18 protein-coding genes are annotated in these 15257 nt (G+C 61.8%); 7 read left to right on the top strand and 11 right to left on the bottom strand.

Annotated elements, in window-relative coordinates:
- Nucleotides 1–8: 8 nt before the first annotated feature.
- From SM753_RS16145 to SM753_RS16125, 5 genes are all read right to left on the bottom strand, one after another.
- Nucleotides 9–596, bottom strand: a complete 588-nt coding sequence (locus SM753_RS16145; RefSeq protein WP_323192386.1) for a hypothetical protein — start codon at nt 594–596, stop codon at nt 9–11.
- An 856-nt stretch (nt 597–1452) separates the two neighbouring features.
- Nucleotides 1453–1776, bottom strand: coding sequence for a hypothetical protein (locus SM753_RS16140; protein ID WP_138797337.1), 324 nt, complete (start codon nt 1774–1776; stop codon nt 1453–1455).
- A gap of 63 nt (nt 1777–1839) precedes the next feature.
- Nucleotides 1840–4365: a hypothetical protein gene (locus tag SM753_RS16135; protein ID WP_323192385.1), complete on the bottom strand. Its 2526-nt coding sequence runs from the start codon at nt 4363–4365 to the stop codon at nt 1840–1842.
- Nucleotides 4366–4561: 196 nt separating this feature from the next.
- On the bottom strand, nt 4562–5395 hold the full coding sequence (locus SM753_RS16130; RefSeq protein ID WP_323192384.1) for an MBL fold metallo-hydrolase: 834 nt from the start codon (nt 5393–5395) through the stop codon (nt 4562–4564).
- 91 nt (nt 5396–5486) lie between these two features.
- On the bottom strand, nt 5487–6080 hold the full coding sequence (locus SM753_RS16125; protein ID WP_323192383.1) for a sulfite oxidase-like oxidoreductase: 594 nt from the start codon (nt 6078–6080) through the stop codon (nt 5487–5489).
- 327 nt (nt 6081–6407) lie between these two features.
- On the opposite strand from SM753_RS16125, the gene SM753_RS16120 reads away from it, so the two are divergent.
- The 3 genes from SM753_RS16120 (at nt 6408) to SM753_RS16110 (ending at nt 7504) form a co-directional block, all read left to right on the top strand.
- Nucleotides 6408–6641: a hypothetical protein gene (locus SM753_RS16120; RefSeq protein ID WP_323192382.1), complete on the top strand. Its 234-nt coding sequence runs from the start codon at nt 6408–6410 to the stop codon at nt 6639–6641.
- 183 nt (nt 6642–6824) lie between these two features.
- The gene (locus tag SM753_RS16115) at nt 6825–7040 is read left to right on the top strand and encodes a type II toxin-antitoxin system ParD family antitoxin (RefSeq protein WP_135535410.1); all 216 of its coding nucleotides are present in this window, start codon (nt 6825–6827) and stop codon (nt 7038–7040) included.
- Nucleotides 7041–7204: 164 nt separating this feature from the next.
- Nucleotides 7205–7504 (top strand): hypothetical protein, encoded by a 300-nt coding sequence (locus tag SM753_RS16110; RefSeq protein ID WP_323192381.1) that lies wholly within the window; start codon nt 7205–7207, stop codon nt 7502–7504.
- Nucleotides 7505–7523: 19 nt separating this feature from the next.
- Here the strand turns inward: SM753_RS16110 and SM753_RS16105 are convergent, their stop codons facing one another.
- Nucleotides 7524–7691: a hypothetical protein gene (locus SM753_RS16105; RefSeq protein ID WP_168192949.1), complete on the bottom strand. Its 168-nt coding sequence runs from the start codon at nt 7689–7691 to the stop codon at nt 7524–7526.
- A gap of 145 nt (nt 7692–7836) precedes the next feature.
- On the opposite strand from SM753_RS16105, the gene hisF reads away from it, so the two are divergent.
- Together hisF and SM753_RS16095 are read left to right on the top strand one after the other, a co-directional pair.
- Nucleotides 7837–8649 (top strand): imidazole glycerol phosphate synthase subunit HisF, encoded by an 813-nt coding sequence (hisF, locus tag SM753_RS16100; RefSeq protein ID WP_323192380.1) that lies wholly within the window; start codon nt 7837–7839, stop codon nt 8647–8649.
- Between the two features lie 84 nt (nt 8650–8733).
- Nucleotides 8734–9567, top strand: a complete 834-nt coding sequence (locus SM753_RS16095; RefSeq protein WP_323192379.1) for a hypothetical protein — start codon at nt 8734–8736, stop codon at nt 9565–9567.
- A gap of 15 nt (nt 9568–9582) precedes the next feature.
- On the opposite strand, the gene SM753_RS16090 is transcribed toward SM753_RS16095, so the two are convergent.
- Nucleotides 9583–9867: a DNA-directed RNA polymerase subunit L gene (locus SM753_RS16090; RefSeq protein WP_323192378.1), complete on the bottom strand. Its 285-nt coding sequence runs from the start codon at nt 9865–9867 to the stop codon at nt 9583–9585.
- Between the two features lie 114 nt (nt 9868–9981).
- Here SM753_RS16090 and SM753_RS16085 point away from each other — a divergent pair, with 114 nt between their 5' ends.
- Nucleotides 9982–11610, top strand: coding sequence for a rhomboid family intramembrane serine protease (locus SM753_RS16085; protein ID WP_323192377.1), 1629 nt, complete (start codon nt 9982–9984; stop codon nt 11608–11610).
- Here the strand turns inward: SM753_RS16085 and SM753_RS16080 are convergent.
- Both SM753_RS16080 and SM753_RS16075 read right to left on the bottom strand, forming a co-directional pair.
- Nucleotides 11607–12227, bottom strand: a complete 621-nt coding sequence (locus SM753_RS16080; protein WP_323192376.1) for an METTL5 family protein — start codon at nt 12225–12227, stop codon at nt 11607–11609. The two genes, SM753_RS16085 and SM753_RS16080, sit on opposite strands and share 4 nt — an antisense overlap.
- Nucleotides 12228–12626, bottom strand: a complete 399-nt coding sequence (locus SM753_RS16075; RefSeq protein WP_323192375.1) for a hypothetical protein — start codon at nt 12624–12626, stop codon at nt 12228–12230.
- Nucleotides 12627–12797: 171 nt separating this feature from the next.
- Between SM753_RS16075 and SM753_RS16070 the strand changes: the two genes are divergently transcribed.
- Nucleotides 12798–12974: a zf-TFIIB domain-containing protein gene (locus SM753_RS16070; protein ID WP_135535418.1), complete on the top strand. Its 177-nt coding sequence runs from the start codon at nt 12798–12800 to the stop codon at nt 12972–12974.
- A gap of 36 nt (nt 12975–13010) precedes the next feature.
- On the opposite strand, the gene SM753_RS16065 is transcribed toward SM753_RS16070, so the two are convergent.
- Entirely contained in the window at nt 13011–14039 is a 1029-nt protein-coding gene (locus SM753_RS16065) for a hypothetical protein (RefSeq protein WP_135535419.1), read from the bottom strand.
- A gap of 84 nt (nt 14040–14123) precedes the next feature.
- Nucleotides 14124–15023, bottom strand: a complete 900-nt coding sequence (locus SM753_RS16060; protein WP_138797326.1) for a permease — start codon at nt 15021–15023, stop codon at nt 14124–14126.
- Nucleotides 15024–15257: the final 234 nt, after the last annotated feature.

Here is a 15257-nt window from a genome sequence, read left to right as displayed (position 1 = left end):
GTTACTCCTTATACGATATCGACGGTGAGATTAGAACTCAAGGGGAGTTCCACGCTGTCTCTGACGTAGATCGTTCTGCCCGGATCACAGGCCGTTCCCGATTCGTCGTAGTTCCAGTTGTACTGTGATTCCGCCCGTACTTCTTTCGTATCTTCGCTCGTGGACGGTTCCATATCGAACCACACGCCGCGATTGTCTTCCTGGCCGGTCGGGAACTGATTGAGATTCATTATCCACTCCGAGTACATGTGGTCGTTGTTCAGATCGTACGTGTTTCGGTCCAGATTAACCGACATGGACGGACCCATCGAAACCGAACCGAACGCGTATCCGATTCCGACGGAGAACGAATAATTATCGTCTTCACCCCGTGTGTCTGGCCGTTCGGACGTTATCTTTAATCCCGAATCCCGGCCCGACTTGTACCCTGAACCGGGAGCGACGTCGATGTAGTCGGTGTGGCTCGTGAGGTCGAGACTGACGTCAGAAGTGTCAGAGGACGGTACTTTCGTGAAGTACGACTGCATCGACCAGCGGTTGTACCCGTTGTTCGGCAGTTGATCCACGTCGTACGACTTGCCAGCATCACCTGTCAAGTAAGCGAACCACTCCCATCCATCGTCGTCGAAATCGTTGCCGTAGTCCCGGGTCCGAACCCACTCGATGTCTTTGTAATCTTCGTCATCGGTACTAGCGATAGACCCGCTCTGTTCCGTAACCTTCTGATCGTACGTCTTGCTCCGATCGGGCTTCGCTCTCTTTATAAATTCTTCAAGCTGAGTAGCTTTCGGCGCGGATTTAGGCAACAGCGTGAACGCCACCGAATCTAACGACGGTTTTCTGATGTTTCCCGTGATGGAGTTATCAGAAGAGACGATGACCTGGGTGTGTTCGTACGGTTTTTTCTCCTCTTTTCGTTCGTTCTTCGTGAACAGTCGCGATTCTGAACTGGAGTTCCGTCGAGTCGCCTCGGATCGAGAGAGGGAAACGGACGCACTCGGGACTGAGATATTTCCGCTCAATCCCTTTTTTATTTCGTTGAACTCTCCTGAAGCGTTGCCTACGATTTCCAGGCTCTCGGGATCGTACGCAAGCCCAGTGAATTCGGTGCCCGTCACGCTACGGCACTGGCCTTCCGATTTAGCACTGGTCGTGATCGGTAGCGACGCGAGACCGACTGCACTGGCACCGATCGATTTTAGGGCTCTTCTTCTGCTGGAGGAGTAGTTATTTTTAGACATCATATAATGGAAATACGTGGAGAATTATAAAAATTATATATTGTATTTTATACATATTCGAAGAACATCCGTGAAGCGCTTCACCTCCCCCGCCGCTCTCGACGAACACCAGCACGGGCAGCGGTCGACGGCCGCGAGGCGGGTGCGGAGGATCGCCTCGCGGACCGACCCCCGACAACGACCGGCATCGCCGCCACTCACTCCAAAGCTTTCAGTTCCTCGCGAAGAAGACGCCGGCGACGTCGTGACAGAACGCGATGAGGTCGTCCGCTTCCGACCCCTCGGCACCGACCCACTCGTCCTCGCAGACGATGAGGTCGCGGTAGGGGAGCGACGGGTCGTACCGCCGTAACGCGGTCCGGTATTCGGATGCGATACGGGCCGCCTCGGCCGCAGTGTTCCGGTTGTCGAACCGGGCGTCGGCGACGGGTACCGGCCGCTCTCCCGTCCGCGCACAGACGATGTAGAACGGACCGCCGTCTGAGCGAAGGGCGTCAATGTGATCTCGGATCTCGTAGAGAGTGTCCCCGACCATACGCACCGCTTTGAATTCGTATCGGGATTACGGGAAACAAAAGGCTGTCGATCCTAACTCCGCTCAGCCCGAAAACATCTCGCCGAGTTGGTCGCGCCAGGCCTGTATCTCGTCGACGGCCTCTCTGACGTCCGCTAGTTCGTCTTCGAGCGAGCGCAGGTCGTCGTCCAGGGCAGCAACGTCGTCGTCGATGGCGGACACGTCGTCGTCGAGTTGATTCACTTCGCCCTCGACGACCTGCACGTTGTCCGCGACGCCGTTGACTGCCGTCTCGACCGCATCGACCTGTTCGCCGGTTTCGTCGACGCGCGTATCGACGGACTCGATGTCGTCGGCCAGTTCGGTTCTGGTCTCCTCGACCGTCTGCTCGACGTCCCCGACGGAGTCATCGACCGCATCGATTTCCTCCGTCAGGTCGGCTCGAACCGACTCGACCTGCGACTCGACGTCGTCCCGGACGCTGTGTAGACGTTCGTCCACGTCGCTGACGGTGTCGTCGACCGCGTCGATCCTGTCGGTCACATCTCCGATAGTCGCGTCGAGGTCGTCGATCTCGTCCGCGTTGGCGTCGGCGTGTCCGGCGATGTCGTCGAGCTCCGCGTGCATGGATTCGAGCTCGTCTTGGAAGCTGTTGATAATCTCCTGTCCAGAGCCTTCCTCGGCGATGAACTCCTCCAGCGCGTCCGTGTAGGCCGCGAGGTCGTCGACCTGCTTCCGAAGGTGGTCGATGCGCGCCGCCTCCGCGCCGGACAGTTGGACCTCGAGTTCCTCGCGGAGGACCTCCTTGTCCGCTTCGTCGACCCGTCCCTCGCGGAGTTCCGTCGCCAGCGCCGCTGCGACGCCGCCTTCGACGGCCGCTGTTCCCGTCGACGCTGCGCTCTCCGAGGTGGTAGAATCACCCGTCGCCATCTCGGAGTCGGCGTCTTCGGCCGCGGCTGCCGGTTCCTCTGTGGCGTCGTCGGCTGTGAGCGCGTCAGTCTCGTCGCCGATGTCGAGACTCTCGGCGGTCTCGTTGCCGGTGTCGGCCTCGTCAGTTATTTCTTCGTCGTCGGACGCGTCTTCGTCCTCGACCGTCTCCGTGTCGACACCGTCGTCCGTCACCTCTTCGTCGGCGATGGGTTCCTCGTCGTCGGCGAGTACGTCGTCGGTGTCCTCGGCTTCGGCGACGTCGCTCTCGTCCGCGGCATCGGCGTCTTCGACGGGTTCCGCGTCGTCCGCATCAGCTTCTACCGCGGGCTCCGCCCCGCCGGCCTCCGCGGTAGCGCTCTCATCCTCGTCTGTCGTCTCTGCCTCGGCGCCTCCTTCGGATCCGACTGTCGGTTCCTCGGCGGGCGTGTCCGCTTCGGACGCCTCGCCGTCGTCGGTGTCAGTCGATGCCGCCGACGCTCCGTCGGCAGTCTCTGTGTCGGCTCCGTCTGCACTGACAGCATCGGCGTCAGATCCGTCGGCCTCGGCGACGGATTCAGCAGTTTCGGTAACAGGGTCGTCGGTTTCGACAGCAGGTTCGTCTGTCTCGGCGGCGGACGAATCAACCTCGGTGTCGGGTTCGTCTTCGTCGATAGCGTCGATCTCCGCATCGTCGTCCGCGTCGTCTACGGACGCTTCTTCCGTCTCAACGCCGGTGTTGGCGTCCGCGTCTGTCTCCGCCGGGGACGATTCAAGGGTTAGCTCGATTTCCTCTTCGGAGCCCTCGCCCGTGTCGGCTTCCGCTTCGTCCGCGTCGGCTTCGACACCGTCGCGGTCGTCCGATTCCGGCTCGGCCGCGTCAGGTTCGGATTCGATCGACCCCGTTTCAGCGTCAGTGTCGTCCGCGCCACCGAGATCCAGTTCGATCTCGGGTGCGTCGTCCGACTCCGTCTCGGGACTTTCGTTCTCGTCGGGGATGGACGTCTCGTCCCCGAAGCCGAGGTCGATATCGGGTTCGTCCTCGGTGTCGTCGGACGACCCGTCCGTATCTTCGCTCACGTCGGGATCAGTGTCGACGCTTCCGAGGTCAAGATCCAGTCCGCCGGACTCATCGTCCGCGTCGACGCCGGGATCGTCGGAATCGTCGGAGTCCGCGGTCGACTCGTCCTCGTCATCGTCATCGTCGTCGCTCAGTCCGGGGACGCCCTCGCTCTCGCCCGCGATCATGTTCTTGACCGCCTGATTGCTCGTCTCGTCCGTGATCTCGTTTATCTCGGAGCCCTCGTTGCCGGTCGAGCTATCGTTTGCTTCGCCCGCGGGAACCACGTCCGAGAGGGTTGGTTCGGTCAGAAACGGTGTCGCCTCGTCCGGGCTGTCGATTCGGATCCCGTAGACCGTCGTGATCTCCTCGTCGGGTTCGAGCGTTCGCTCGAACTCGACGCGTTGGTCCTGATACGCCGTCCAGTTCTCGTCCTCGTACTCCGGATGAAACCCCACCCTGTCCATCGGAAACTCCTCGGGGATGTCTTCGGAGAGACAGATACTCACGGGCGTCTCTCGCTCCGATGTGATCGCAAACCGAATCGCGGGGACCGGAAACTCGTCCGCTTCGAACGCTTTCCGCACGGTAACGCCGTCGGCGGCGATCGATATTTCTTCGTCCGGGTCGACCTGGCTACTCATATCGCTCCTTACCGGTAGCACAACCATAAAAGGAACGGGCGCTCCGTGTCTTGCGTTTTCCACCGCAACCAGGCACGAATCCGTGAATACCTGTGTACCGACACTACTGCCCCAACGGTGTACGTACGTGCAGCGATACCTCGCCTTCCGGCAAAAAGGGAAAATCTCCGTGCGTGCCGTCTTACGACCGCCCCTATCAGAGGTCGACGCGGTCGCCGATCTCGACTATCTCCAGTTCGCGGGGGTACTCGAAGCTCCGCGAGTGGTCGTGTAACACTTTCGGGTCCGCGGTCAACCCCTTCCACATGTCCCAGTGACTGGGGAGGAACCGGTCGAACTGGAGGGCGGCGGCGGCCTCTATCGCCTGGTTCTCGTCGTTGTACCACTTCGTTCGGCTCGGCTCGCCCGTCTCCTTGTCCGGGATATTTCCGACGGATCCGAACGCGAGGATCCCGAGGTCGATGTCGTACTTGTCGCCGATCCTGGCGAACTCGTCGGTCGGTTTCGTGTCGCCGCCGTGGAACACGGTGCCGCTATCGTGTTCGAACACGTAGCTGACCGGGTGTGTCGCGTCCGGATCGTTTGCGACCTCGACGTGGACGGTGAACTCGCCAACCTCGAAACTGTCACCTTCGGCGACCTCGTTGAACTGGTCGTCCGAGACCCCGTAGGTTTCCGGCCACTCCTCGTCCTCGAACGCGACATCGAGGCTGTCGTCCGGTCCGTGGAGCGTCGCGCCCGTGTTTTCCAGAATCGGTGCCTGGCTGGGACCGTGAACGTGGTCCGTGTGTTCGTGCGTCACCAACAGAGCATCCGCCTCGTCTACGTCTTCGGGGTCGAACGGGACCGGTACCATCCGCACCGTCCGCGGCGGGTCGCCGGTGCCGACGTAGGGGTCGACGTAGATGGTCGTCCCGTCCGCCCCTTTCAGAACGAATCCGTTACAGCCGAGATACCAGACGGCGACGCTCTCCGGATCCGCATCTTCCACCGCGCGCGGAAGCCAATCTCCCCAGTCGCTCTCTGTCATGAGTTCCCGTCCGATCAGAACCCGCGTAAGTGTTACGAACCCGTCCGTCTCGACCGCCGCGACGAGGATGTGAGCGCTGCCGCCGGGAGTATTAGCTGTACCGTTCCTCGTTCCACGGGTCTGCCGTCCGGGAGTAGCCGCGTTTCTCCCAGTACCCTCGCTCCGGTTCCGTGAGGAACTCGACGCCGGTCACCCACTTCGAGCCCTTATAGGCGTATTTCTGGGGCGTGACGACGCGGAGCGGTCCCCCGTGGTCCGGCGGCAGGTCGTCGCCGTCGTACCCCCAGGCCAACAGCACTTCGTCGGTCATGCAGTCTTCCAGCGGTAGGTCGGTCGTGTAGTCGTCCATTCCGTAGAACATGACGTGGACGGCGTCCTCCCGGACGCCGGCACGGTCGGCCAGTTCGGGAAACGGAACGCCGGTGAACTCGCAGTCGAACTTGCTCCACCCGGTGACACAGTGGAAGTCCTGGCGTTGCGTTTCGCCCGGCAGGTCCCGGAACTCGTCCCAGGTGAAGGAGAGTCCGTCCTCGACAGCGCCGGTAACCGTGAATTCCCACGATTCGGGATCGAACTCCGGCGTGCCGCTCTTCGAGAGGACGGGAAACGCCTCCGTCTTTCGTTGCCCCGGCGGGAGTCGCTCCTCACCGAACTCCTCGTACAGGTCCGTAACGTCTCTCACCATGTTGCACAGGAATAGTGCGACAGTCGTATGACTGTCGACTCGCGGAGTCGGGTCGTCGGTCGCTCCGTCGGCGGGCCTGTCGCTGCGTTCGGGCGTCGGCTCGTCAGGAGCGCTACGGGTAACGGGTGGTTACGCGTTTCTCGTCCCGTTCTTCCGCGCGTAACGGTAGCGAACGGTCCTCTCGCGATCCATAACGGTGCAATAAACCTCGACATGTGCTGAATAACAAAGTGCTGACTGGGCCATGCATCAAAAGCAATGCTACAACAGGAATCGCAAAAACAGGAGCGAATGGAAGATGTCTCAGAGGGTACGCAAAAGACGGGCATGAGTCCCCTCTCTTGGGCCGCGGTAGGCTCCATCGCGTTGTCGTGGTACTACTACTTCGGGAAGGGGAACAAGGAGATGGGACTGTTCGTCGGCCTGTGGCCGCCTACGTTCCTCGCGCTCGGCAGTTACTTCAAGATAAACGAGATCCACGACGACGTTAAGGCGCTCAGCAATCCTGGTAGCACTCTCCGCGATACGGTCCAGGAGATGATGCAGAACCGGAACCGGTAGACCGCCGAGAGGTCGCACGACGCCTCACAGCCCGTATTTTTGAAACCAAGACATTAATTCCTCCACTGCGAACTTCGGTTTTTCATACCCGAACTAAATAGCCCATATATGGGAATAATTTTATCGTTCAGGCGCAACTCCCCGTCAGAGTTATATACCCCTCCGACGAAGACACAATACCCGATGCCGAAAGTAGAGATCACTATCCCTGAACACCTCGAAATGCAGATCGCCCAGATGGTCGAACAGGGCGAGTTTGTCAATCGTGAGGAAGCAGTGGAGGAGTTGCTGTCGACTGGGCTGAAAGCCTACAAGACAAGCGGACCGATGGACGACGACGAGGACCATGGACTCGAAGACGACGGCATGATGGGCCACGAAGACGAGTACGTCTTCTAGCTCCTTTCCTCTCTCCGTTCTTCTGGACCGGCGCGACGGTCGCCAGTAGCGCGGCAGTCGCGGACGACTGTTAGCTACGCGTCTATCGAAACCGCCCGCCGTTACTCGAGACGACTGTCAGCTTTTGCCGCCTCGCGAACTAGTCACACGCGTGCCGATCGACAATGAGACGTTCGAAACCGAAGAGCGAATACTCCATCGAACGCAAGATACTGAACCTCCTCCGGGAGAACCCACGGAAGGCGTACAACGTCCGAGAGATCACCGTCGAAGTGATGGATGTCGGTCTGACGGAGCAAACCGTCGACCGGCCGACGGACGTACAGACGTTCATGTCGGGGTTCGTCGATCTGGCTACCGTCAGTGCGATCCTCGACAGACTCGTCGACGACGGTCGTCGGAAGCGACGGCTCATCGACGTGGGTCAGGGGAAACGGAGCTACTACCGTACTAACGCACGATGAGGTCGAAAGCCAAACCCTGTTAGAGCGCGAGCGGGATCGCGAACGCTACCGCGAGTCCGACGGCAAGCACGGCGAAGCCGATACCGACTTGCTGCATCGAGTAGGGGCTCTGCGGAGCCGTCTCGCGTCCCGGTTCGACGTCTGGTGCGTCCGTGTCCTGGTGGCCGTGTTCGTCTTCGCCGGTCATGGACGAACGTTTCGTCGGCCTGAACTTAAAAAGCCCGGAGCGCCGGAGCGACGCCCCGGTCCTGTCCGCGTGAGTCGCACGAACTCACTGGCACTGTGTGTGTCGAAACGGTCAAACGCCCCGCGCGCGAACGTTCCCGTAGTAGATGTTAACGAAGCGGATCATCCCCTGCATCGACGTGGACCTGGACGAAGACGGGAACGCGGCGGTGTACACGGGGGTCAACTTCGAGAACCTGCAGTACACCGGCGACCCCGTCGAAATGGCAAAGCTGTACAACGAGGCGGGGGCTGATGAGTTCGTCTTCCTCGACATCACCGCGTCCGCAGACGGGCGCGAAACGATGCTCGGCGTCGTCGAGGACGTCGCGGACGAGGTGTTCATCCCGCTGACTGTCGGCGGCGGCATCCGAACGCGCGAAGACATCAAGGAGACGCTGCGCGCAGGGGCGGACAAGGTGTCGATAAACACCGGCGCGCTGGAGCGGCCCGAACTGATAACCGAAGGGGCGGAGGCGTTCGGAAGCCAGTGCATCGTCATCAGCGTCGACTCCAAGCGCCGCTTCGACGAGCAGGGCGAACACTACGCGCAGGTCGACGGCGAGTCCTGCTGGTTCGAATGCACCGTCAAAGGCGGCCGCGAGGGCACCGGCGTGGACGTGGTCGAGTGGGCGAAGGAAGCGGAGAACCGAGGCGCTGGCGAACTGTTCGTGAACTCTATCGACGCCGACGGTACCGAGGAGGGGTATGACATCCCGCTGACGAAAGGAGTCTGCGACGCCGTTTCGACGCCTGTCATCGCCTCCTCCGGATGCGGCGGCCCCGAGGACGCCTACGAAGTGTTCTCGGAAGCCGGCGCCGACGCCGCGCTGGCCGCCTCTATCTTCCACTTCGACGAGTACTCGATACGCGAGGTAAAGGAGTACCTCGACGAACGGGACGTCCCGGTGCGTCTCTGACGGGGACGCCCCACTGGAAGCCGTCCAGTCGTCTGCTATCAGTGTCGGTGGGTTTTAATTTCTCTGGACGAAGAGACATACAGAATGGAGTGGCGATGCGAGTGGTGCGGGAAACCCCACGAGGAGAACGACCCGCCGTGCGACGAGTGCGGTCACGGGAAGTTCGAGGAGGCCGTGGTCCAGGTCGATACGGGATCGGTCGACACCGGCACCACCTACGTCTGGGTCTGCGAGGAGTGCGGACGGAACCATCCAAAGAACTCGCCGCCGTGCAGTCGGTGCGGGCACATGCACCTGGAGAAGCGGGAACAGGCGTTCGACGACTCCGAACTCGAGTCCGCGAGTTACTTCGACATCGGCAAGGAGTACATCGCCGCGAGCGTCGCGCTGGTCGCCGTCGTCGCACTGGTCGCAACCGGGATCATCCCCGTCCCGGGGCTAGGCGGGGACGACCTCGACGACGTACCGGGCGAGGCGGAGATGGCGGACGGACACAACCTGAGTGACGTCGAATCGGCGATCGCCGTCCGAATCAACGAGCGTCGTGCCGAGGAAGGCGTCTCGGAACTACGCGACGATAACGACCTCGACGCCGTCGCCGAGCGGTACAACAAACTCCTGGTCGAAGCGCGGTACGGCGACGGGGAGAGGGAGTCGTTGCAAGACAGCTACGACGAGGTGGGGTACGAGTGCGCCCGCACGCCCGCGAAAGAAGTCGGCGTAGTTCCGTCCCGAGACGACGAGCGACCGCTGGCGGCCTACGACAACGAGAGCGAGTTCGCGACAGTGGTCGTCTGGGAGTTCACGAGCGGAAACAGCCGCAATGAAGAGTTTTTCGCCGCGGACCGCGATGCGGTCGGCGTCGACGTTCACGTCGCCCCCGACGGGAGCGTCTTCGTGACGGTGACGGCCTGTTGATCTCTTTACAAGTGCTTAGACAGCGGCCTCGAACGCGTCGCTGAACCCGTCGGTCTTCTCGGTGACGCGTTCGGTCGCGGCTTCCAGCGCGTCGAGTGGCTGGGTACCGGACTCCGTCTTGACGGTGAGGATCGGCTCGGTCTGTCCGCCTGACTGCTCGGGGTTCACGTCGTAGGTCGCCGCGGAGACGCCGTCGGTCTCAAGCAGCGCGCCCTTGAGAACGTTCATGAACGTGTGGTCCTCGCCACCGATTTCGATGGAGAGTTCGTCCTCTGTGTTGTCGATGACGCGTAGTTCCATGAACACGTGTACCGCCGAGCGCCGTTTGTAGTTTACGAACCCGCGACGGTTCGGCGCTGAGCGTATCGAGCGGGAGCATGAAGGAATATATCGGAGGGGGCCCTGCAACCGGGTATGTCGCTCCCGTATGCGGTCGGCGTCGTCGGTGCGTTGCTGGTGTCGCTGGGAGTCGCCTGGTACACGGACTCGTTCAGCGGAGAGTTCAGACACCAGTTGCGAACCCGACTCCTGCTCGGAGTCCCGTGGGGGACGGCCGTCGTTAGCGCAGTCGTCGTCGGCGTCTATCTCTTCGTACAGGGCGGTCTCGTCCACTGGAACGATCCGGTGACGCTCCCGTACAGGGCGTGGTCGTATCTCTATCCGGTCGGGATGCTGACCGCCGCGTTCTCCCACGGCGGCCCGGGACACCTGATCGGCAACCTCACGGGAACGCTCGTCCTCGCGCCGATCGTCGAGTACGCCTGGGGGCATTTCCCGGACCGGCGGCAGGGCCAGCCGTTCACCTCCTTGCGGACGAACCCGTACGTCCGCGCGTTCGGTATCTTCCCCGCGGTCGTTCTCGGTATCGGCCTGCTGACGAGTCTGTTCGCGCTCGGCCCGATCATCGGTTTCTCGGGCGTCGTCTTCGCGTTCGCCGGGTTCGCGCTGGTCCATTACCCTTTCACGACGCTAATCGCGGTGCTCGGCGTACAGTCGGTGTTCAGCCGGACGTACAGAGCGGTTCTCGACCCGGTCGTCACGGCGGGGATTTCCGGTAGCGGGCCGTCCCCGCCGTGGTGGGCTGAGATCGCGATCCAGGGCCACGCGCTCGGGTTTCTCCTGGGCATCCTCGTCGGGATCGCAGTGGCTCGGGGCCGGGACCGCGGGCCGAACGCGCTTCGCGTCTGGATAGCGGTCATCGCGTTCGCCGTGGTTCAGGGGATGTGGGCCGTCTACTGGTTCCGGGGTAACGGGGAGTTCGTCCTCTATCAGGGGGTCGGCCTCGCTCTCGTCGCCGCGTTAGCTATGCTCGTGACTGTCGCCGTCACGGCCTCTGAACGGCCGCTAACCGGGAGCATCTCGCGGCGGAAGGCCGCGACGGTGGTGTTGATCGTCGCGCTGTCGGCCATCGCCGGACCAGCGGTTCCGACGAACTCCCTGACCGTCGCGGACGACGGTTCCCCACCGGTCGAGAACGCCGTCACCGTCGAGGGGTACACCGTCACCTACGCCGAGAACGTCCGCAACCGAATGATTCCGGCCGTCGACGTATCGCTGTTCGGCGAGGACACCGCCGTCCGGACGAGCGGGGTGATCGTCGTCAACCGGGACAGGTCCATCTGGACACAGGCCGTGTCGAAGAACCGACTCGCGTACAGCGGGTCAGCCACGGTCCGGGTCGGAGGAGTCGGATGGGAGTCGACCGTCGAGGCCGACCGTAACGGGTGGTCGGTCGACGGCGGCGGAGCGGCGTATCAGGTCTGGTTGCGGCCCGAAGACGGCGAGTCGCGGCACGTGTTCAACTCCTCGGCGTCGACAGCCGACCCCCAGATCCGCGGCAAAAACGTCACCGTCGTTCCCCGACCTAGCGGTGAGTTCGCCCTCCGTATCACGTCCGACGGCGAGACGGTGGCGGAACGACCGCTCCCGGAATCGGGCGAGTCGATGACGGTCGACGACCTGCGTATCGTCCGGACCGGGGAGACGCTGTACGCGGTGGCGGACGGGACCCGCGTCCGCATCGCGGAGAGAGAGAACGGTTAGGCCCAGTCGATCCGGAACAGTTCGGCGTCTATCGACGCCCGGTCCCGGTCGTGGAAGTCGAACTGGCGGTCGATGTCCAGTTCAGCCCGGAACGCGTCCGTCACCTCGCCGCCGTTGTCGGCGGCGAACGACTCGACGAACTCCTTGCTTCCCTCGTTGTGCAGCGAGTAAGACACCGCGGCGATGTCGGCCGCTGTTTCGAGGAACGCCCGGTCGGCGTGTTCGTTCCCGCGCTGAGCGCCGAACGGCGGGTTCATCACGACCGTCGCATCGTCTACGGCGAGTGGCGGCCGCGTGGCGTCGCCCTGGACCCACTCGATGTCGGCCGAGGCGGCGACGCGGCGCTCGTTGGTGCGGGCCGTACGGAGCGGGCCCCAGTCGAGGTCGACCCCGACGACGCGTTCGGGACTCCGGAGTGCGGCCCCGAGCGCGAGCATACCGGTCCCCGTTCCGAGATCGACGACGGTCCGACCGTCGATATCGCCGCGCAGGTCGGCGACGTGGACCAGGTACGCGGCGAGTCCCGGCGGCGTGGGGTACTGTTCGAGGCTCGCATCGGGGTCGTCGAACCCTGCGACGACGCCGAGTTGTCGCGCCAGGGCGCTCCGCGTGCTCATCTATTCGAGTGTTATCGGCGCGTCCAGTTCCACGGTGACGCCGTCCCGGCGTGCGCGTTCGGCACAGGCTTTCAGGGCTGGACGGACCTTCTGGTCGTTGGCCACCTCATCCACTGAGATAGTGACTCGGGCAGCGCCGAGGAACGATGCGGCGCGAACGTACCCACGGATCCGGTCTATCTCTTCCTGGGTAGCGAGCGAGCAGTCAGCGTCGAAACATCCCGTAACAGTCAGCTCGGACGGCTGAAACCCCTCTTCCGCGAACTCGTGTTTCAGGTCGCGGAGGTATTCGGGAGCGGTCGAATCGAGCGAATCCGCGTTCAGGTGGACGGGCGTTACATCGGTCTGCTGACAGCCATCGATAGCGCGTTCGATATCTGGGCTCGGCGTGGTACTCATACTATCTCACCATTTCCTTTGCTCATACAAAAACCTTATTGAATGTCTGGCAGTAATTATACTTGCCAGTACGGTCACAACAGCACCACACAGTGGAAGTGCTAAATTATAGCGAGTGAAACCTAACAAAAAACAAGGGGTTATTAGTGACCCACCATCACATATGTCGATATGAACTGTCCACGGTGTGAGACAACGCTCGAGACGTACACGCTCGGGGACCGGGACGCGGACGTATGCGAGCGGTGCGGATACGTCGGCGTCTCCGTCGAACACGAGAGCGAACGGGTGGAGATGGAGTCCTGGTCGGAAGCCATCCGGCGATTCCACGACCAGAACGCCGAGTGACGGCCGCTGGTCCGCGCGAAAAGAATTGCTGAGCCGTTACTCGTCAGCGGCTGACGCTTCTGCTTCCGCCTCGCCGGCGTCGGGGTTCTCCTCGTCGGAGCGGGCGGCGACCAGGCCACCGCGGGCGACGCTGTACAGCGGTTCGGTGGCGTGGCTCACGCCGCTGATCGAGAAGGGGATGTTCGCGTCTTCGAGGTGGCTGCGGAACAGTTCCTCGAAGCCGTCCGGGCTAGACGTTCCACCGGTGACGACGACGGGAACGTCGAGACCTTCCTCGACGTCCTCCTCGTCGACTTCCTTGACGATGTTTTCGATGACGTAGTCGAGGAGGTTCTCGTAGTAGATTGAGAGCGCTCCCTCGACGCCGCCGACGTCCGTCGTGAAGTCGAGTTCGAAGCCGTCCTCCTTGATGGAGGTGACCTTGTCGACGGGCGTGCCCGTCGCCTGGGCGGCCTGTTCGTCGACCCAGTCGCCACCGCGTGCGACGGAGAACTTCATCACCGGAACGGCGTAGTACGCGAGACAGACGTTGGTCATCCCCGCACCGAAGGAAATGCCGAGGCCGGTGAAGTTGTTATCAGCGAGTTCGGAGTAGATGACGGACATCCCCTCGTTGATCGGTTCGGCGTCGTATCCCATGTCGTCGAGGAAGGACTCGATCGTCTTCTGGTGATACAGCGTCGAGAGGTCGGAGTCCATCGGGTCGGCGGGGGTCGAGAAGTACAGTTTCTCGTTGGGGCGGTCCGGTTCGCCGACGACCTGCTCGATGATGAGTTTCATCATCGGGATCGCGGACTGCTCGTCACTCGAGAGGATCCCGTGTTTCATCGGGCGACGTGTCTCCCGATTGAAAATATTTGCAAAGTTAAGTGCGTCGTCGCCTACGACGTACACTTTATCGTCTTTTCTAATGTGGAGGACTTCGCTTCGAGAGAGCATCTGCTCCGCCATATCGGAGTAATCGATCTCTACGAAGGAGTTACGCTGTTGCACGAACACCGTGTCGTTCCCATCCTGCTGTGCCGACAAGATGTTCATCGTGCCGACGTCTAGGCCTTTGGCCATGCGTGACACAAGTCCACCCACTGATAATAAAACTATGTGAAAAGTATTCAGAATTATTACTAATGCAATAATTACGGACTAGTTTCAGCGAACGCCGAGCTTACTGCGAAGCCAACTGAGGAAGCCGTCCCCCGATGGACTGCGGGCGTCGTCGCTCGCCTCCTCCTTGCGTTTCTGCTCGCGGAGTTCCGTGAGTTTCGCAGTCTGGTCGTCGACGGTCGATTCCGAGGTCGCGGTCTTTTTCTCGCCGCCTTTCATCTGTTTCAGGCCTTGGACCTGCGAATCAACGCCCGACGAGCGCGTCGATTCAGCCTCGACGTCGAATCCGGACGCGTCGATATCCGTATCGCTGTTGAACGATATCTTCCGCCCCTCCTGCTTCTCGACGCCGCCCCACGAGAGATCGACGTCCTCCATCGCCTGTTCTATGTCCTGTTCGATCTCCTCGTCGGAGTAGCTCTCGTCCGGTTCGTCCGCTTCGACGGGGTCGATGTCGGAGGGGTTCGGTCGCACCTGCGCCAGTTGGTGGGCGACAAGCGCTGCGCCGGTCGCGCCGACGACGACGGTCAGGCCCGTCGCGTAGACAGTGACGACCTGCATCGTCAGGTCCGCGCCGTACCCGTTCCAGTCGTCGGGGTACGCGACGTTGAACCAGATGACTGCGGCGAGGTTGATCACCCCGCCCGCTGCAGCGGCGTAGCGCGCCTTCTTCTCCACCGGCAACAGGGTGACGATGCCGATCATCGCCATCGGTAACGAAAGCATTCCCAGGGTGTACGCCGGGCCGATACGGGCGAAGTATGAGGCGGTCCGCGGTTCTGCGAGGCTCCCCCAGAAGAAGAGCGCGAGCGCGAGTACGCCCATCGTGATCCCCGCGAAGAACAGTCCAAACCCGAGATACACGTCGATACGTGCGTCTGGTTCTCCGAAGTACTGCTCGTACCACTCGAAGAGTCGGTTTTCGTATTCGTCACTTTCGGTCATTAACGAGGCCTTACTGAGGCCACTACTATGATTCTTTGCCCCGATACCCCTCGTCCCCTTGCGGGTCCCGCTGCGCCCGTTCTCTGTCCGCAAAGAGTGTGGGTTCCGCCGGTTTTCTTCGCCTGCGGTGGCACGACAGCAAATGGTACCGAAACCGCGAACTGTCTGATGCTCGGAACGTATTTGCGTTCGCGTTCGAATCTCCGCGTAACCGGACCTCGCCGAGTACATCCG

It is taken from the genome of Halostella sp. PRR32 (assembly GCF_034808085.1).
GTDB classification, from domain to species: domain Archaea; phylum Halobacteriota; class Halobacteria; order Halobacteriales; family Natronoarchaeaceae; genus Halostella; species Halostella pelagica.
The sequence above is the reverse complement of the archived record's forward strand: the minus strand, read 5'-3'. Positions and strand labels throughout refer to the sequence as shown.